This window comes from Streptomyces sp. NPDC057428 (assembly GCF_042803195.1).
GTDB lineage: Bacteria > Actinomycetota > Actinomycetes > Streptomycetales > Streptomycetaceae > Streptomyces.
In genome coordinates, this window is sequence record NZ_JBHVCT010000052.1 from 1 (window position 1) to 18,443 (window position 18,443).

Genomic DNA, 18,443 nt, shown 5'->3' on the forward strand with positions numbered 1-18,443 from the left:
ACCCTCCTGGCCACCTGGACCGGCGCCTGCTCGATATGCGGCCAACCCGCACCAACCCCCGAACCACACCACAGGATCTAACAAAGCCCTACTAGGACCGCGTGCCCTTTCCTCTGCCCGACTTTCCGGACTATTCGATGCTTATTAGGCTCGGGTCATGCCCGAGCCGGACCCGAAGGACTCCACCGAAGCGTCGCAGCGGACGCCCAGCAGCCCGCGAGAGCGCTCCGCCGAGCTGACCGCGCGCGTGCCGCAGCTGCTGGAGGCCACCAGGTCCGCGGGAACCGGTCTCGAACTCCACGCCACCCTCGAGCGCATCTGCGAGACCGCGGCTGAGCTCGCACACGCCCGCTACGCGGCCGTCGGAGTCGTCGACAAGCCGGGCGAGAGCCTGTGCGACTTCATCACCTACGGGGTGCCGGAGGAGACGGCCCTGGCTGTCGGGCGGCCCCCCGACGGGCACACCGGGCTGCTGGGCGCGCTGATCCAGGAGGGGGTCTCCATCCGGCTGGAGGATCTGGAGGCCGACCCGCGCTTCGTGGGCTTCCCGCCCGGTCACCCGAGGATGCGGACGTTCCTCGGGGTCCCCATCCGGGTGCAGGGCAGGATCTTCGGCAATCTCTACGTGATGGAGAAGGAGGACGGTGACGCGTTCGGCCACGACGAACTGCACATGCTGCGTGTGCTCGCCACAGAGGCCGGGATCGCCATCGCCCACGCACGGACCTACGAAGCCGCCCGGCAGCGCGAGCGGTGGATCGACGGATCGGTCGCGGTCACCACGGCCCTGCTCTCCGGCGGGGACGCCGACGAGGCACTCGCCGTCGTCGCCGAACAGGCGCGCCATCTGGCCGATGCCGAGGCGGGCATCGTCCTGCTCCCCGCCGAGGGCGGCGGCCTGGAGATCGCGGCGGTCGCGGGGAACAAGCCGTCCGCCTCCCTCGGGGTGATCATTCCCCCGCACAGCCCGGTGGTGGCGGCTCTCCTGCGGGGTGAGGAGGTCATCATCAGCGATCCGGCCACCGACCCGCGCATGATCACCAGCCTGGCCGACCACTTCGGCCCGCAGATGCTGCTTCCCTTGCGGAGCGGTGGACGGGTGCTCGGCGCGCTCGCCGTCCCGAGAGCCCGGGGAGGCCGTGCCTTCTCGCAGACGGAACGGACGCTGGCCACCCATTTCGCCGCTCAGGCCGCACTGGCGCTGAAGCTGGCGGAGGCGCAGCGGGACCGGGAGAGGCTCGCGGTGTACGAGGACCGGGACCGGATCGCCCGGGACCTCCACGACCTGGTCATCCAGCGACTGTTCGCCACCGGGATCATGCTGGAGGGGGCACAGCGCCGCTCCCGGGTCCCCGCCGTGCGCGAAGGCGTCGGGCGGGCCGTCGACGAGCTGGACGTGACCATCCAGGAGATCCGCACCGCCGTCTTCGCCCTGCAGCAGGAGGCGGCCGAAGCGCCCTCGGGATTGCGGACGCGGGTGCTTAGGGAGATCAACATGGCGGCGGTACCGCTGGGCTTCAAGCCCACGCACCGGTTCCTCGGCCCTGTCGACTCCCTTGTGGGAGAGCTCGCGGGGAAGAACCTGATCGCGGCCCTGCGGGAAGCGCTGTCCAACACCTTCCGGCACGCGCGTGCCTCACGCGTCGACGTGAGCGTGGACGCGACCGCCGTGCTGCCGGACGGCCAGGACGCGGTCCGGCTGTCGGTCGCCGACGACGGGGTGGGCATCCCCGAGGGCGGACGCCGCAGCGGCCTGCGTAACCTCGCCAGGCGCGCGGAGTCACTGGGCGGTGCGAGCTGGTTCGAGGCCGGGCCGGGAGAAGCCGGCGGTGGCACGACGGTGATCTGGCAGGTTCCGCTCTGAAGGAGCGAGTGCTGCGGGCGGCCCGCCCGTCAGCGGGTGCTGAGGATCCGCTCGATGACGACCGCCACCCCGTCCTCGTCGTTGGTCAGCGTCACACCGGTCGCGGCCGCACGTGCGGCCGGGTGCGCGTTGCCCATGGCGAAGGAGGTGCCGGCCCAGCCGAGCATCTCCACGTCGTTCGGCATGTCCCCGAACGCGACCACCTCGTCCGCGGCGATGCCGCGTTCCGCACAGCAGGCCGCGAGGGTGTTGGCCTTGGACACGCCGAGGCCGCTCACCTCCAGCAGGGCGGTGGGGCTTGACCGCGTGAACGACGCACGGTCCCCCGCGGCCTCCCGGGCCAGCAGAAGGAAGGCGTCAGGGGCGAGCTCGGGGTGGTGGGCGAGGACCTTCAGCACCGGCTTGCCCGCGCCCGGCGCGTCCTCATGCAGGAGCTTCTCCGCGACGGCGACCGTGGCGCCCGGGTCCATGTGGAAGGGCGGGTAGGCCGGCTCGTAGTGGATGCCGGTGGTCAGTTCGACGGCGAACGAGACACCTGGGGCCGCCTCGCGCAGGATGCGGACCACCTCCAGGGCGACCGGCCGCTCCAGCGGGTGGACCTCGATCAGGCGGCCGTCGTCGTGCAGGTCGGCGACGGCGGCACCGTTCGCGCAGATGGCCATGCCATGTCCCTGGACGTGGGCACTGACCACGTCCATCCAGCGGGCGGGCCGGCCGGTGACGAAGAAGACCTCGATCCCCGCCGCTTCGGCTGCCGCCAGGGCGGCGACCGTACGGGCCGACAGGGTCTTGTCGTCACGCAGCAGTGTGCCGTCCAGGTCGGTGGCGATCAGCCGGGTCACGGCGGGCAGCGGGTAATCGGTAGCTGAGGTCACGTGGCCATTCTCCCGTACGAAGCCGCACGGGCGTGCGCAGGGTCGCACATCTGAGTACGCGAGCCCCTGAGCTGCGAAACATGCCATGGGCATATGCAAGAGAGAAGGACCACCGGCGCCAGTTGCAGAAGGGCGGCCGCACCGGTGCATCCGTTCCCGACGCCGGTCGAGGACGCCTGCGCCGCCCTGTGCCGGCTGCACGAACACGCCGGCGAACCAGGCGTCGACCGGGGCCGGATCGTGCAGACCCCGACCGCCCCCGCCCGGGACGAGTCGAGGACTGGGTGCGGCATAGGCTCATTGGCATGAGCCTGCGCCTGAGCACCGTGATCCTTCCCGTCGACCGTTGGCACGAGGGAGGCCGCGCCAAGTGGCAGCGCGCCGAAGAACTCGGCTTCCACGCCGCGTACACCTACGACCACCTCTCCTGGCGCAGCTTCCGCGACGGTCCTTGGTTCGGCGCTCTGCCCACGCTCGCCGCCGCGGCCACGGCCACGGACCGCCTGCGCCTGGGCACCCTCGTTACGTCACCCAATTTCAGGCATCCTGTGACCCTTGCCAAGGAGCTGACCTCGCTGGACGACATCTCCGGTGGCCGGATCACGCTCGGCATCGGGGCAGGCGGCAACGGCTTCGACGCGACGGCCCTGGGGCAGAAGCCGTGGACGCCGAAGGAGCGGGCGGACCGGTTCGGCGAGTTCGTGCCGCTGCTCGACCGGCTGCTGACCGAGGACTCCGTCACACATGAGGGGGCCTTCTACTCGGCGGACGAGGCCCGGAACATTCCCGGCTGTGTACAGCGGCCCCGCCTGCCGTTCGCGGTGGCTGCGACCGGGCCGCGTGGCCTGAAACTGGCCGCCCGGCACGGGCAGGCATGGGTGACGACCGGCGACCCGAAGCTGTACGAGGAGGGGACGCCGGCGCAGTCGATGGAGGCCCTGCGGGGTCAGGTCGCCAGGCTCGGCAAGGCGTGCGCGGAGATCGACCGGGACGTGGCCGAGCTCGACAAGATCCTGCTGACCGGCTTCACCCCGGACCGGAACGGGCCGCTGCAGTCCGTGGACGCCTTCGCCGACTTCGCCGGCCGCCACCAGGAGCTCGGCTTCACCGAGATCGTGATCCACTGGCCCATCCCCGACTCGGACTTCGCAGCGGACCTGTCCGTCTTCGAGCGCATCGCCACCCAGGCGCTGAAGCAACTCACGTGACGGGCGCATCGCACGGGGCCCGCAGCAAAGGTCCAGCGGCCACATCGCTGAGATCGTAGTCAGGCCTTCCGCCAGGCAAGTTGCCGCGGCGTCACACGGGAGTCCGCGCGGTCGGCCGTCGCGTACCGGACTCGGCGTGCGGGAGGCCCTGCCGGGTGTCCGCGGCTGGATATGCCACCGGGCTCCTGGCGGGCCCGTGTGCCGGTCCGCGGGAGACCGTGCGGCGTCAGTCGCGCAGGCGCAGGAAGTCCGGCGGCACGCCGTCGGTGAGCCAGACCCCGTTGGCGCTGACGTGGAAGACGTGACCGGCCCGGTGCATGGCTCCGGCGTCCACCGCCAGTACGACCGGCACACCGCGCCTCGCCCCGACACGCACCGCCGTCGCCCGGTCCGGCGAGAGGTGGACGTGGTGACGGGCCATGGGGCGCAGTCCTTCCGCGCGAATGGCGTCGAGCGCTCGGGCGACGGTGCCGTGATAGAGGTACGCGGGCGGTTCGGCGGGCGGCAGACCGAGATCGACCGTGACGGTGTGGCCCTGGTTCGCCCTGATGAGGGCGCCGGCCACCATGAAGCGTTTCTTGTCGTTCACCGCGACGACGTGGTCGAGCTCCTCACGAGTGATGGTGAACCCGTGCCGTGCGCAGGCCTTCAGCAGCTCGTCCACGGCTACCCAGCCTTGAGGATCGAGACTGATTCCGATCCGGTCCGGCTGATGCCGCAGATGCTTGGACAGGTACTTGGACACCTTGACGGTGCGGCGTTCGTCCATCCCGTCAGAGTGCCGTTCCGCGTCCCACGCCGCATCTGGATTTCACTCGACGTTTTCACATTCATCCAAGTGGACGGGTTTGATCCACAGCCAACTTGCCTTATCCACAGGCTTTTTGGCGTTCCTGTGGACAAGGGGAGCTCGTTATGGGGTATTTGATCAACTATGCTATTCGAAGGGGCACATGTGCAGAAGGTTCTGAGTAGGCACTCCAAGCCCCCTCCTGGAAAACGCCGTTCACGAAACGCGTCGGGCACAAGGTGAGTTACGCCGGACAGTGATAAACGGACGGCCTGGCAGGGCAGATGGCTAGCTGTACGAGCAACACAGAACAGCCTCACAAGGGCGGATTCAGCCGCGCCACCCCGCGCAGCACCCGGGGGCTGATCCTGGAGAGCAGCCGTGTGCCTCGGGCCTCGGGGGTCACCGGGACCACGGCGCGGTTGTGCACGACGGCGTTCAGGACTGCGTGAGCCACCTTCTCCGCCGGGTAGTTGCGACGGGCATAGAGCTTCCCGGTCCGCTCGCGGAGTCGATCCTCCTCCACTTCATCCGCTCCGGCGAAGTGTGCCGTCGCCGTGATGCCGGTGTTGACGAAGCCTGGGCAGATGGCGCTGACACCGATGGACCTCCCGGCGAGTTCAGCACGCAGGCACTCGCTGAGCATCAGAACAGCGGCCTTCGACGTGCTGTAGGCGGGAAGCATGCGTGACGGCTGATAGGCCGCCGCGGAGGCGATGTTGACGATGTGGCCGCCCTGGCCGCGGTCGGCCATCCGCTGGCCGAAGAACCGGCAGCCGTGGATGACCCCCCAGAGGTTGATGTCGAGAACCCTGCGCCAGTCCTCGCTCGTCGTCTCCAGGAAGGAACCAGCCAGCCCCACACCCGCGTTGTTCACCAGCACGTCGACGATCCCGTACACGGCGGCGACCTTCTCGGCGAGCTTTTCCATCGCCTGCTCGTCACCGACGTCGACCACCTCGGCCCAGGCTTCGGGAGCGCCGATCAGCAGCGCGGTCGCGGCAGTTCGGGCGGCGCCATCCGCATCGCGGTCGACGATCACCACTCGTGCACCCGCCTCGGCGAACGACAGTGCCGTCGCGCGTCCGATACCGCCCGCCGCCCCGGTGACCAGGACCAACTGCCCGCCGAAACGGTCGGCATGACGACCGGTTGCCACGGTGTCCGTAACGGCGGACGGGGCGGTCCGGGCCGGATCCGCCGCCTCTCCGGCCGTCACGAAGTCGCTGATCCAGGTGCACAGCTGATCGGGCCGGGTGCGCGGCACCCAGTGCTTGGCGGACACGGTGCGGCGCACCAGATCCGGTACCCAGGCATCGAGTTCGTCGTAGAGCACCGGCGAGAGGAAGGCGTCCCCGGTCGGCGTGATCAGCTGGACCGGCACATGCGCGTATGCGTCGGCGCGAGGGTGGCGCAGGCGGGTGCGGATGTTGTCGCGGTAGAGCCAGGCCCCATGCGCGGCGTCCTGCGGGAGGGAGGCAGTCGGATAACCGTCCGCCGGCACCTTCTCCATCCGCCGGAGGATGCGAGGCCACTGCCGGCCGAGCGGTCCGCGCCACGCGAGTTCGGGCAGGGCCGGTGTGTGCAGGGCGTACACGTACCAGGACTTCGCCCCCTGGCCGAGCAGCTGCCCGATCCTGCGCGGGCTGGGGCGCGCGACCCGCTGCTTGATCCAGTGTCCGAAGTGATCCAGGGACGGGCCGGAGAGGGACGTGAACGAGGCGATGCGGCCCTTGGTCCGCTCGACCGTCGCGAACTCCCACGACTGGACGGAGCCCCAGTCGTGCCCGACGACATGGACCGGTCGGGCGGGGCTCACCGCGTCCACGACGGCCAGGAAGTCGTCGGTCAGCTTCTCCAGCGTGAAGCCTCCCCGCAGCGGCCTCGGCGCCGTCGACCTGCCGTGGCCGCGCACGTCGTACAGCACGACGTGCCAGTGCTCGGCGAGTCGTGCGGCGACCTCGGACCAGACCTCCTTGCTGTCCGGATAGCCGTGCACGAGCACGATCGTCGGCCGTTCCGCATCGCCCAACTCGACGACGCACAGCTCGATTCCACCCGTACGCACCCAGCGCTCGCGCGCGCCCCGCAGATCCACGCCGCCTCCTCGTTCCGTGCCGACGTCGCGGTACGCGTCCGTAACGTGACACCGAATGTGGCAACCGACGGGTGATCGCGTCAAGGGATGCCCAGGACCTGTGGAAAACAGGACCTCGGTGAGATGCGGTCGGCCCGGGTGCGGGCGTCCTCCTTCATGGGGTCCCCCTACGGGTCCGTACGCCTGGAGTCGGACGTGGATTCAGCCGTCAGGTCTGACGACTCCTGTGGCGCGCGCCACTACGTTCGGAGACGTGACTGTGATCGCAACCGAAAGCCTGAGCAAGCGGTTCCCGAGGGTGACCGCGCTTGACCGGCTCTCCTTGGACATCGGACCGGGCGTGACCGGCCTGGTGGGTTCCAACGGGGCCGGCAAGTCCACACTGATCAAGATCCTGCTGGGCCTGTCCCCCGCCACCGAGGGCCGGGCCGCGGTGCTCGGTCTCGACGTCGCCACCCAAGGCGCCGCGATCCGGGAACGGGTCGGCTACATGCCCGAGCACGACTGCCTGCCGCCCGACGTCTCGGCCACCGAGTTCGTCGTCCACATGGCGCGGATGTCGGGGCTGCCGCCGACCGCCGCGCGTGAGCGCACCGCGGACACGCTGCGGCACGTCGGGCTGTACGAGGAGCGGTACCGGCCTATCGGCGGGTACTCGACCGGCATGAAGCAGCGGGTCAAGCTGGCCCAGGCCCTGGTGCACGACCCGAAGCTGGTCCTGCTCGACGAGCCGACCAACGGCCTGGACCCCGTCGGCCGGGACGAGATGCTCGGCCTCATCCGCCGGGTCCACACCGACTTCGGCATCTCGGTGCTGGTCACGTCGCATCTCCTGGGGGAGCTGGAGCGGACCTGCGACCACGTCGTCGTCATCGACGGCGGGGCGCTGTTGCGGTCCAGCTCGACCAGCGACTTCACACAGACCACCACGACGCTGGCCGTCGAGGTCACCGACAGCGACGACCACCCCGACGGCACGGACGCGCTTCGCCGGGCACTCACCGGGGCCGGCATCAGGCTCGTCGGCCATGACGGTCTCGACGCCGAGGGGCTGCCGGGAGCGGGACACATCCTCCTGGTGGAGGCCACGGGCGAGGAGACCTACGACCTGGTCCGCGACAGTGTCGCCGGCCTCGGCCTCGGACTCATCCGCATGGAACAGCGGCGCCACCGCATCGCCGAGGTCTTCCGCGCCGGGGAGACGCCCCTGGCGGTCCCGGCAGCGGCGGCCGGCGCCGGACAGCAGAAGGGGAGCGGTCGCGATGAGCACTGAGACCGGAACCATGGCCGGGAGCGACACCTCCCGCATCCACAACATCGGATACCGCTCCTACGACGGTGTCCGGCTGGGCCGGGCGTACGCCCGCCGTTCCCTCTACTCGCAGTCCCTGCGGGGCTCGTTCGGACTCGGCAGGTCGGCCAAGTCCAAGGTGCTGCCGATGCTCCTGTGCGGGGTGATGTGTCTGGTGGCGCTGATCCTCGTGGCGGTCGCGATCGCCACGCCCAACATGACGAAGCTCCCCATCAAGTACACGGACTTCGCGATCTACCTGCAGGCCGTGATCGGACTCTTCCTGGCCTCCCAGGCACCCCAGTCCGTGTCCCGGGACCTTCGCTTCAAGAGCGTGCCGCTGTACTTCTCGCGCCCGATCGAGCGCGTCGACTACGTCCTCGCGAAGCTCGCGGCCATGGCGTCCGCCCTGCTGATCCTGACCGGGCTGCCCCTCGTCATCCTCTACGCGGGCTCGCTGCTCGCGAAGTTCGACTTCGCCGACCAGACCAAGGGCTTCGGGCAGGGGCTGGTCTCCGTGGCGCTGCTCTCCGTGCTGTTCGCCGGGCTTGGTCTGGTCGTCGCCGCACTCACACCCCGCAGGGGCTTCGGGGTCGCCGCGGTGATCGCGGTCCTGACCATCACCTTCGGCGCGGTCTCCACGGTCCAGGCGATCGCCTGGGAGACGGGCTCCCCCGATGCCATCACCTGGCTGGGGCTGTTCTCGCCCATCACGCTGATCGGCGGTGTGCAGACGGCGTTCCTCGGCGCCACCTCCGCCTTTCCCGGCGGCGACGGACCCGGAGCCGCCGCAGGCGTGGTCTATCTGATCGTTGTCCTCGCGCTCGTCGCCGGCTCGTACGCCGTACTCATGCGCCGTTACCGGAGGGTCGGGCTGTGACCACCATCGAGATCGACCACACATCGCGCTGGTTCGGCAACGTGGTCGCCGTCAACGACGTCAGCATGACCGTGGGCCCAGGTGTCACCGGGCTGCTCGGCCCCAACGGGGCCGGCAAGTCCACGCTGATCAACATGATGGCCGGGTTCCTCGCGCCGTCGACGGGCAAGGTGACGCTCGACGGAAAGCAGATCTGGCGCAACGAGGCGGTCTACAAGGCGATCGGGATCGTGCCGGAGCGGGAGGGGATGTACGACTTCCTCACCGGCCGTGAGTTCGTCGTCGCCAACGCGGAGCTGCACGGACTGGGCGACGCGGCCGCCGCGAAGGCGCTGGCCACCGTCGAGATGGAGTACGCGCAGGACCGGAAGATCTCGACGTACAGCAAGGGGATGCGCCAGCGCGTCAAGATGGCGTCCGCCCTGGTCCACGCCCCTTCGGTGCTCCTGCTGGACGAGCCGTTCAACGGCATGGACCCGCGTCAGAGGATGCAGCTGATGGAGCTGTTGCGCCGGATGGGCGCGGAGGGCCGTACGGTCCTCTTCTCCTCGCACATCCTCGAGGAGGTCGAGCAGCTCGCCTCGCACATCGAGGTGGTCGTCGCGGGCCGGCACGCCGCTTCCGGCGACTTCCGCAAGATCCGCCGGCTGATGACGGACCGGCCGCACCGCTATCTCGTCCGGTCCAGCGACGACCGGGCGCTCGCCGCGGCGCTCATCGCGGACCCCTCGACAGCCGGTATCGAGGTCGACGTCACGGAGCGGGCCCTGCGCATCCAGGCGGTCGACTTCGGCCGCTTCACGACGCTGCTTCCCAAGGTCGCGCGCGAGCACGGCATCCGGCTGCTGACCGTCTCCCCGTCCGACGAGTCCCTCGAATCGGTCTTTTCCTATCTCGTAGCGGCCTGAGTAGTGGCCTGAAAGGAGCTGTGAAGCGTCATGTACGACCCCACAGTCGCCCGGCTCACCTACCGGGCCCTGCTCGGCCGGCGCCGGGCAGCCATCCTGTTCGTCCTGCCCGTCCTCCTCGTGGTCATCGCCGTGGCGGTGCGGGCGTTCGCCGGAGCCGACGACGGCGTGGCCTCCGGGGTGCTGGGCGGCTTCGCCATCGCCACGATGGTGCCGCTGATCGGTGTCATCGCGGGGACCGGAGCCATCGGCCCGGAGATCGACGACGGCTCCATCGTCTACCTGCTGGCCAAGCCGGTGAAGCGGCCGACGATCATCTTCACCAAGCTCATCGTGGCCATCGGCGTGACGATGCTGTTCTCGGCCCTGCCCACGCTGATCGCGGGCCTCATCCTCAACGGCAACGGCGGACAGATCGCCGTGGCCTACACGATCGCGGCCCTGGTGGCCTCGATCGCGTACAGCGCGCTGTTCCTGCTGCTCGGCACGGTGAGCAGGCACGCGGTCGTCTTCGGTCTCGTGTACGCGCTGGTGTGGGAAGCGCTCTTCGGCAGTCTCGTGCCGGGCGCGCGGACGCTCAGTGTGCAGCAGTGGTCCCTCTCGGTCGCCGAGAAGGTCGCCGGTGACGGGCTGGTCACCTCGGACGTCGGCCTGCCGCTCGCGACCGTGCTGCTGGTCGGTGTCACGGTCGTCGCGACGTGGTACGCGGGACAGAAGCTCCGGGCGCTGAAGCTCGCCGGCGAGGAGTGAGAACCGGTTTGCGTGCAACCCCCGTCCGGTGGGCGGGGGTTGTTCCGTGTACGGCGGGCGGACGGCGTGTCCGTACGCCCGCGCGCTCGTTGTGCGAGGTGCGTGGAGGCAACTGGAATCCGTGGCGTCGAGCATTCGTGAATCAGGGGAATGCCGGCGTCGGTGAGGCAGCGCCCGCCGACCGGCCATCGAGCTGCGCATCTTCCGTAGGGACCTGATGTCCCTATGGGCCGGTGAGCAGGGGGAGAGTTATCCACAGGCGCCCACGCAGCTCAGGCTCTACACCCGCAGGACGGTCCTCAACGTCGCCATGCTCCTTCGCGACAGTGACAGCGACAGCGACAGCGCGCGCAGCGCCCGGATCCACCTGCTCGACGCCGAGGAGGACCTCAGGGCGTCGTACGTGTCCCTCGACCGGCGCATCACCCGCATCGAGGGCTGCCTGGTCGGCGTGGGCACCGTGCTCCAGGAGCTCGGCCCCGTGCTGGGGCGCATGTCCCAGCGGCTCGACTCCCTCGACCGCAAGCTCGATCGCACGCCCTGGGTGGCCCTTCACGCGCGTCGCGCGGCCACCTCCCGGAGGGTTGGCCGAGTGGTAAGGCGGCGGCGTGCTGAGCCGTCGTCGGGGCACGCCCCCGAGCGCGTTCGATCCGCGTATCCTCCGCAGCATCCGGGACCGGCGTCGCGCGGGCCTGCGCCGGTCCCGACAGCTCTCAGGCGCGCGGGGCTGTGCGCAGCAGTTCCTCCAGCACGACCGCGATGCCGTCCTGCTCGTTCGACGCGGTGATCTCGTGCGCCACGGCCTTCAGTTCGTCGTGCGCGTTGGCCATGGCGACTCCGTGCCGGGCCCAGCCGAACATCGGGATGTCGTTCGGCATGTCACCGAACGCCAGCGTGTCCGCCGCCTTGAGCCCCAGCCGGCGGGCGGCCAGTGAGAGACCGGTCGCCTTGCTCAGCCCCAGGGGCAGGATCTCCACCACACCGGGGCCCGCCATGACGATGTTCACCAGGCTGCCGACGGCCTGGCGCGCTGCCTCGGCGAGCGCGTCGTCGTCGAGCTCGGGATGCTGCAGGTAGATCTTGCTCAGCGGAGCCGTCCACATCTCGGCCGGGTCCTTCATGTAGAGGGCGGGGACCGGCCCCTCCTGCGCCCGGAATCCCGGTCCGACCAGAACCTCGCCCTCGAGCCCGTCACGGCTGGCCGCCAGCGCCAGCGGACCGACCTCCGCCTCGATCTTGGACAGCGCGAGTCCGGCGAGCTGCCGGTCGAGCGTGAGGGAGGTCAGCAGCTTGCGCTCTCCCGCGTGGTAGACCTGCGCGCCCTGACCGCACACCGCGAGCCCGTCGTAACCCAGGTCGTCCAGGATGTGGCGGGTCCACGGCACCGCGCGGCCGGTGACGACGATGTGCGCCGCGCCGGCCGCGGTGGCCGCGGCCAGCGCCTCCCGGGTGCGTTCGGAGACCGTGTGGTCCTCACGCAACAGGGTGCCGTCGAGATCGGTCGCGACGAGCTTGTAGGGGAACGTCACTTGGAGACCGGCTCCAGCAGCTCGCGCCCGCCCAGGTACGGCCTGAGAAGCTCGGGCACCCGCACCGAGCCGTCGGGCAGCTGGTGGTTCTCCAGGATCGCCACGATCGTGCGCGGCACGGCGCAGAGCGTGCCGTTCAGCGTCGACAGCGGCTGGACCTTCTTGCCCTCACGCATGCGTACGGAGAGCCGGCGGGCCTGGAATCCGTCGCAGTTCGACGCGGAGGTCAGCTCGCGGTACTTGCCCTGCGTCGGGATCCACGCCTCGCAGTCGAACTTCCGGGAGGCCGAGGCGCCCAGGTCGCCGGTCGCGACGTCGATCACCTGGAACGGCAGCTCGAGGCCGGTGAGCCACTGCTTCTCCCAGTCGAGAAGCCGGAGGTGCTCGGCCTCGGCGTCCGCGGGGTCGACGTACGAGAACATCTCCACCTTGTCGAACTGGTGGACGCGGAAGATGCCGCGGGTGTCCTTGCCGTACGTGCCCGCCTCACGGCGGAAGCACGGCGAGTAGCCGGCGTACCGCAGGGGCAGCTTGTCGGCGTCGATGATCTCGTCCATGTGGTACGCCGCGAGGGGGACCTCGGAGGTGCCGACCAGGTAGTAGTCGTCCTTCTCCAGGTGGTACACGTTCTCCGCGGCCTGGCCGAGGAAGCCGGTGCCCTCCATGGCGCGCGGGCGCACCAGCGCAGGCGTCAGCATGGGTACGAAGCCGGCCTCGGTGGCCTGGGCGATCGCGGCGTTGACCAGGGCGAGTTCGAGCAGCGCGCCGATGCCGGTCAGGTAGTAGAAGCGTGACCCGGAGACCTTGGCGCCGCGCTCCATGTCGATGGCGCCCAGGGCCTCGCCGAGCTCCAGGTGGTCCCTGGGCTCGAAGCCCTCCGCGCCGAAGTCACGGATCGTGCCGTGCGTCTCCAGGACGACGAAGTCCTCCTCGCCGCCGACCGGCACGTCCTCGTGGACGATGTTGCCGAGGAGCAGGAGCAGCCGCTTGGCCTCGGCGTCCGCCTCGTCCTGCGCGGCGTCCGCGGCCTTGACCTCGGACTTGAGCTGATCGGCCTTCTTCAGGAGCTCGGCACGCTCCTCGGGGGTGGCCTTGGGGATCAGCTTGCCGAGCGACTTCTGCTCGGAGCGGAGTTCGTCGAAGCGGACGCCGGACGACCTGCGCAGCTCGTCGGCGGAGAGCAGGGCGTCGACGAGCGCGACGTCCTCTCCACGGGCGCGCTGGGAGGCGCGAACACGGTCGGGGTCCTCACGGAGCAGGCGAAGGTCAATCACCCCTCAAGGCTACCGGTGCGGGGATCCACTGCTCGAACCGATATCACCGCGCGCGGCGCTTTGCCCGAATTGCCGGAATCGGAAATCCTGGGGCAATCGCGGGCGCCGACGCGGGTGGGGCCCGTCGGTGAATGGCCTCCATTGACCTGAAAAGGGAATATCCGCCCCACGGTGTGCCGCATCGACGTTGCGTGCGGCGGAAGTTGAGGGTCTCGTCCGCGATCGCTTGTCCACAGGTTCCCGGTGATCCAATTAGTTATCCACAGGCTGTGAAGAAGATCTGTGGACACTGGAAGAGATCGTTCCGAAAGCCCCATGAAGGGCAAGGATTCGCGCCTTAAACCCGGTCCCTGCACTCATTCGGGTGGGTATTCCTCGTTCCAATGTGTTGATCAAGGGAATTGAGCTGACACGGGCGCGGTGTGACTCCATGGGTGATCTAGGTCTCCCGAGGTGATTTGTCGACCATGTCGCATTGTGGTGTCGACTTGTCCCCAGGCGGCAGGGGCACCCTGTGGATAACTCTGTGTGCGGCGGAGCCGGTGAACAGGGCCGGCGGCATCCACAGCCAACCGGTGGTCTTCGGGCAGCGGTCCACGGGACGACCGGATCGGTGGTGCGCCCCCAGCCCTCAGGCTCTGCCGTCCTGGGTGCGTGCCAGCCAGTCCGACGCCTCGGTGAAGTCCGTGTCCGACGTCCCGGCCCGCAGGGAGCCGATCTCCTGGGGCGTGACCCCGGCCCGCGGATAGGACCCCAGGAAACGTACGTTGGGGCAGATGCGCTTCAGCCCCATGAGGGCTTCGCCGACCCGGCGGTCCGCGATGTGCCCCTCGGCGTCCACCGCGAAGCAGTAGTTCCCGATGCCCTCCCCGGTGGGCCGGGACTGGATCAGCATCAGGTTGACCCCACGCACGGCGAACTCCTGGAGCAGTTCGAGCAGGGCGCCCGGGTGGTCGTCCCCGAGCCAGATGACCACGGAGGTCTTGTCCGCCCCCGTCGGCGCGGACGGCCTGGCCGGGCGTCCGACCAGCACGAAGCGGGTCTGCGCGTTCTCCGCGTCGTGGATCTCCGTCACCAGAGGTTCGAGTCCGTAGGTCGCCGCGGCGAACTCGCCCGCGAAGGCGGCGTCGTAGCGCCCCTCCTGGACCAGCCGGGCGCCGTCGGCGTTCGAGGCCGCCGACTCCCACACCGCATTGGGCAGACGGGCGGCCATCCAGTTGCGTACCTGGGGCTGCGCGGCCGGGTGGGCCGTGACGGTCTTGACGTCCGACAGCTTCGTCCCGGGACGTACGAGCAGCGCGAACGTGATGGAGAGGAGGACCTCGCGGTAGATCATCAGCGGGGAGCCCGTGGTCAGCTCGTCGAGCGTCGCGCTGATACCGCCCTCGACGGAGTTCTCGATGGGGACGAGAGCAGCCGCCGCCTCTCCGCTGCGCACCGCGTCCAGTGCCGCCGGTACCGAGACCATGGGTGCGAGTTCCCGGGTGGCGGCCTCGGGCAGCGTGCGGAGGGCGACCTCGGTGAACGTGCCTTCGGGGCCCAGGTAGGCGTAACGCGTCGCTGACATGCGGTCACCCTAGTGGGCCCACGCCCTGCGCCTCACGCCTCCAGCAGCCGCTGCCCCACGTACTCCCCGGACGTGGCACCTCCGGGGACGGCGAAGAGACCGCTGGCCTCGTGCCGGATGAACGGCGAGAGCGCGTCCCCCCGGTCGAGCTTGCGCTGCACCGGGATGAACCCCTTGAACGGGTCGGCCTGCCAGCAGACGAACAGCAGCCCCGCGTCCAGGGTCCCGTCGTCCGAGACGCCGTCGTGGTACGAGAACGGCCGGCGCAGCATCGCGGCGCCTCCGTTCTTCTCGGGTGAGGAGATCCGTGCATGGGCGTTGCCCGGCACGAGCAGCTCGCCGTCCGGCCCCGCCTTGTCCAGGTCCATCGCCGTGGTCTCCGAGCCACCGCTGAGTGGAGCACCGTCGGCCTTGCGGCGCCCGATGACCTGCTCCTGACGTTGCACCGTCAGCTCCTCCCAGTCGTCGAGGAGCATCCGGATCCGCCGTACGACGACGTACGAACCACCCGCCATCCAGGCGTGCGCCGACGGACCGCCCGACGGCACGAAGATCCGTTCGTTAAAGTCGCTCTGCGCCGGCTTCGGGTTGTTCGTGCCGTCCACCTGGCCCATCAGGTTGCGTGCGGTCATCGGCGCCCGGGTGGCTCCCGGTGAGCGGTTGAAGCCGTTCATCTGCCAGCGCACGCGGGCGGCCGTTCCTGCCTCCTTCTGGAGCGCGCGCAGCGCGTGGAACGCGACCAGCGCGTCGTCGGCACCGATCTGCACCCACAGGTCGCCGTCGGACCGTTTCGCGTCGAGGTGGTCGGAGGAGAAGGCGGGCAGTGGTTCCAGGACCGGCGGCCTGCGGCCGGTCAGGCCGGTGCGGTCGAAGAAGGTGCGCCCGAAGCCGAAGGTGACCGTCAGGGAGGAGGGCCCGGCGTCCAGCGCGACCCCCGTGTCGTGTCCGGTGGCGCCGTTCGCCGGCTCTCCGGTCATCAGCCGAGCGGCAACGGCCGACCAGCGGCGCATCAGGGCGGCGGCCTCCGTGCGCCCCGAGCCCGGAGCGAGATCGAACGCGATCAGGTGCCCGCGGGCCTGAAGCGGAGTGGTGATCCCCGCTTGATGTTTCCCGTGAAACACCGCCTCGGTCGAGCCGACCGTGGTCAGGGCCGTCGGCTCGTCATCGCGGGTCGCGGCGTAGCCGCCCACGCCGCCTGCCGCTCCGAGGACCAGGCCGGCCGCACCTGTCGCTCCCGCGCCGCCGATCAGCCGGCGCCGGGAGATGGCTCCTGTGCCACCGGGTCCGTCGCCGCGGACGTCCGCGGTACGGCCGGCCCTGGGGTTGTCCTTCTTCGTGCTCACCCTGCTCAACCGATCTTCACGTTCTTGTCGACGGTCGTCTGGTCGATGTCCGACGTACGCACCGTGACCGAGACCTTCCAGTTGCCTGCCATCGGGATCTGTACGTCGCCGGCCGTCCAGTGCCCCTCGGTGAGGCGGTCGGGGACCACCGGGAGGGGGCCGATGTCCTTGGACTCCAGGGTGAAGGCGAGCTTCACCTCGGGTACGTCCATGGGGCTGTTGCCGGGCCCCTCGAGCCAGAGGTGCACGTTGTTGGAGCCGGTGCCGCCCGGTGATATGTCCATGCGCACGGTGCCCTTCCCGCCCCGGCCGCCGGTGTCGAAGGGCAGACTCACGGTCACCTGTCCGCCGGTCACCGGTGTGGCCGCCGCCGTGGTGCTGCCGCGGGCGGCCTCCTCCTCGGTACGGCCGGGTTCGGTGGACGTGAGGATCGTCGTCACGACGAGCAGCACCACCGCGATACCGGTTTCCACCAGCACGGAGCGGCGCAGCCCGGAGCGTTCCGGGTCGGCGTCGCGGGCGCGTTTCTCCTTCGTCGCGGTCAGAGCGGCGCGCTGCCGGGAGAGCTGGGCCGCACGCTCCGGATCGACGTCGTCCTCGGTCGCTCCGTTCCCCGCGGACACGTCGGCCGGAGCGACCGTGGCGAGCACCGCATCCGAAGTGGTCGGGCGGGCCGCGGGCTTCGAGGAGCCGTCGGACGCGGTGGAGCCGGCGGATTCTGTGGTCCCCGGAGCAGCCGGCCCGTCCGCACCGGCCGACGGGCTCCCGGCGGCCGCCGGAGCCAGGTCGCCGGATGCGGCGCCCGCGGTCAGCCGCGCCGTCCACCGCCGCGAGATCCACGCGACCCCCACGAGTACGGCGACGAGCGCCACCTTCAGGAGCAGGAGTTGCCCGTACCGGGTGCCGGTCAGCGCGGACCAGGAACCGACCTGCCGCCAGGACTGGTAGAGCCCGGTGGCGGCAAGGACGACCACGCTGCCCAACGCCATGCGGGAGAACCGCCGTACGGCGTCGCCCGTGATGTCCGGCACCTTGTACAGGGCGACCAGGAGCGCGGCGAGACCGCCCAGCCACCCGGCCACGGCCAGCAGGTGGAGCACGTCGACCGGCATGGCGATACCGGGCTGGACGCCCGTCGAAGCGTGCTCGGCCAGAGCCCACGTACCGGCGATGCCCGCCGCGATGACCGCGCCGCCGACAGCGAGTCCGAAGGTGAGGTCCTGCTTCTCCTTCTCGTCCTCGCGCTTGGCGTACGCCCCGAAGAGGACGGCGATGAACAGGGCGGAGGCACCCAGGAGCAGCAGCCGGGAGACCAGCGCGGCCCCCGGCTTGGTGTCCAGCACCGCCTGCAGCCCGCCGAGGTCGAAGGCGTCCGAGAGCTTGCCTGAACCGGTGTACGGGCTGCGCAGGAGCAGCATGGCCAGCGTGGAGGCGGTGAGCGTGATCCAGCCGCGTACGACGAGCCGTTGCAGAGGCTGGGACGCCGCGCCGCGCTGCCAGCACGCGAGCACGAAGGCACAGCCGCCCGCGAGCAGGATGAACCCGGCGTACGCGGCGTAGCGCGCGATGCCGTAGAGCGCCCCCACGAGGCCGCCGCCGGCGCCCGAGGAGGGCAGCGCCACGGTGGTTTCCGACGGGGCGCCGACGGAGAAGGTGAAGGCTCCGGAGACCGGATGGCTGTCCGCGGAGACGGCTTGCCAGGCCACGGTGTACGTGCCGTCGGGCAGACCGCTGTGGAGCTCGACGCCGTAGCGCACCGCACCACCGGCCGTCAGATCACGCGGTGCGCCTTTGTCGGCGCGCTTGCCTTTCGGGTCCAGGACCCGGATCGAGTCGTCGCCCATGGCGATCTGTTCGGAGAAGGTGAGGGTGACCTCCTCCGGGGCGGTGACGACCACCGCCCCGTCCTGCGGGTCGCTTCCGGTGAGAGCGGCATGCGCGGACGCGGGGCTCGCGCCGGCCAGGACCAGGCCGAACAGCAGGCTGATCAGCGCGGCGAGGAGCGAGACCGCGGCGAGCGGCCGTCGTGCCGGGGAGGGCCCGAAGTGCGGGGCGGTGTCTGTCAT

At 70.1% G+C, this 18,443-nt stretch carries 14 protein-coding genes, 1 tRNA gene and 1 pseudogene; 8 read left to right on the forward strand and 8 right to left on the reverse strand.

Annotated elements, in window-relative coordinates; all coding sequences use genetic code 11:
- Positions 1-157: 157 nt before the first annotated feature.
- A complete protein-coding gene (locus ACFU5K_RS20305; RefSeq protein WP_384063485.1) occupies positions 158-1,864 on the forward strand; it encodes a GAF domain-containing protein in 1,707 nt (568 codons plus the stop codon).
- Positions 1,865-1,893: 29 nt separating this feature from the next.
- Here the strand turns inward: ACFU5K_RS20305 and ACFU5K_RS20310 are convergent, their stop codons facing one another.
- The gene (locus ACFU5K_RS20310; RefSeq protein WP_384063488.1) at positions 1,894-2,739 is read right to left on the reverse strand and encodes a Cof-type HAD-IIB family hydrolase; all 846 of its coding nucleotides are present in this window, start codon (positions 2,737-2,739) and stop codon (positions 1,894-1,896) included.
- 305 nt (positions 2,740-3,044) lie between these two features.
- Between ACFU5K_RS20310 and ACFU5K_RS20315 the strand changes: the two genes are divergently transcribed.
- The gene (locus ACFU5K_RS20315; protein ID WP_384063491.1) at positions 3,045-3,947 is read left to right on the forward strand and encodes an LLM class flavin-dependent oxidoreductase; all 903 of its coding nucleotides are present in this window, start codon (positions 3,045-3,047) and stop codon (positions 3,945-3,947) included.
- Positions 3,948-4,173: 226 nt separating this feature from the next.
- Here the strand turns inward: ACFU5K_RS20315 and ACFU5K_RS20320 are convergent, their stop codons facing one another.
- On the reverse strand, positions 4,174-4,716 hold the full coding sequence (locus tag ACFU5K_RS20320; protein WP_384063493.1) for an RNA 2'-phosphotransferase: 543 nt from the start codon (positions 4,714-4,716) through the stop codon (positions 4,174-4,176).
- Between the two features lie 337 nt (positions 4,717-5,053).
- Positions 5,054-6,835, reverse strand: a complete 1,782-nt coding sequence (locus ACFU5K_RS20325) for an SDR family oxidoreductase (RefSeq protein WP_384063495.1) — start codon at positions 6,833-6,835, stop codon at positions 5,054-5,056.
- 259 nt (positions 6,836-7,094) lie between these two features.
- On the opposite strand from ACFU5K_RS20325, the gene ACFU5K_RS20330 reads away from it, so the two are divergent.
- The 6 genes and pseudogenes from ACFU5K_RS20330 (at position 7,095) to ACFU5K_RS20355 (ending at position 11,328) form a co-directional block, all read left to right on the forward strand.
- A complete protein-coding gene (locus ACFU5K_RS20330; RefSeq protein ID WP_384063595.1) occupies positions 7,095-8,108 on the forward strand; it encodes an ABC transporter ATP-binding protein in 1,014 nt (337 codons plus the stop codon).
- Complete coding sequence (locus ACFU5K_RS20335) at positions 8,098-9,006, forward strand: ABC transporter permease (RefSeq protein ID WP_384063497.1); 909 nt, start codon at positions 8,098-8,100, stop codon at positions 9,004-9,006. The genes ACFU5K_RS20330 and ACFU5K_RS20335 overlap by 11 nt, the downstream gene beginning before the upstream one ends.
- Positions 9,003-9,914, forward strand: a complete 912-nt coding sequence (locus tag ACFU5K_RS20340) for an ABC transporter ATP-binding protein (RefSeq protein WP_384063500.1) — start codon at positions 9,003-9,005, stop codon at positions 9,912-9,914. Before ACFU5K_RS20335 ends, ACFU5K_RS20340 begins: the two co-directional genes overlap by 4 nt.
- A gap of 30 nt (positions 9,915-9,944) precedes the next feature.
- Complete coding sequence (locus tag ACFU5K_RS20345) at positions 9,945-10,664, forward strand: ABC transporter permease subunit (protein ID WP_384063503.1); 720 nt, start codon at positions 9,945-9,947, stop codon at positions 10,662-10,664.
- A gap of 190 nt (positions 10,665-10,854) precedes the next feature.
- Positions 10,855-11,202, forward strand: a pseudogene (locus tag ACFU5K_RS20350) (hypothetical protein); the annotation flags it as partial.
- Positions 11,203-11,242: 40 nt separating this feature from the next.
- A tRNA-Ser gene (locus tag ACFU5K_RS20355) sits at positions 11,243-11,328 on the forward strand.
- Between the two features lie 49 nt (positions 11,329-11,377).
- Here the strand turns inward: ACFU5K_RS20355 and ACFU5K_RS20360 are convergent.
- From ACFU5K_RS20360 to ACFU5K_RS20380, 5 genes are all read right to left on the reverse strand, one after another.
- Complete coding sequence (locus ACFU5K_RS20360) at positions 11,378-12,193, reverse strand: HAD family hydrolase (RefSeq protein ID WP_384063505.1); 816 nt, start codon at positions 12,191-12,193, stop codon at positions 11,378-11,380.
- A complete protein-coding gene (serS, locus tag ACFU5K_RS20365) occupies positions 12,190-13,467 on the reverse strand; it encodes a serine--tRNA ligase (protein ID WP_384063507.1) in 1,278 nt (425 codons plus the stop codon). Before serS ends, ACFU5K_RS20360 begins: the two co-directional genes overlap by 4 nt.
- Positions 13,468-14,098: 631 nt before the next feature.
- A complete protein-coding gene (pheA, locus tag ACFU5K_RS20370) occupies positions 14,099-15,034 on the reverse strand; it encodes a prephenate dehydratase (RefSeq protein ID WP_384063509.1) in 936 nt (311 codons plus the stop codon).
- Between the two features lie 32 nt (positions 15,035-15,066).
- Positions 15,067-16,377: an iron uptake transporter deferrochelatase/peroxidase subunit gene (efeB, locus tag ACFU5K_RS20375; protein ID WP_384063512.1), complete on the reverse strand. Its 1,311-nt coding sequence runs from the start codon at positions 16,375-16,377 to the stop codon at positions 15,067-15,069.
- A gap of 5 nt (positions 16,378-16,382) precedes the next feature.
- Positions 16,383-18,443 (reverse strand): copper resistance CopC/CopD family protein, encoded by a 2,061-nt coding sequence (locus ACFU5K_RS20380; protein ID WP_384063513.1) that lies wholly within the window; start codon positions 18,441-18,443, stop codon positions 16,383-16,385.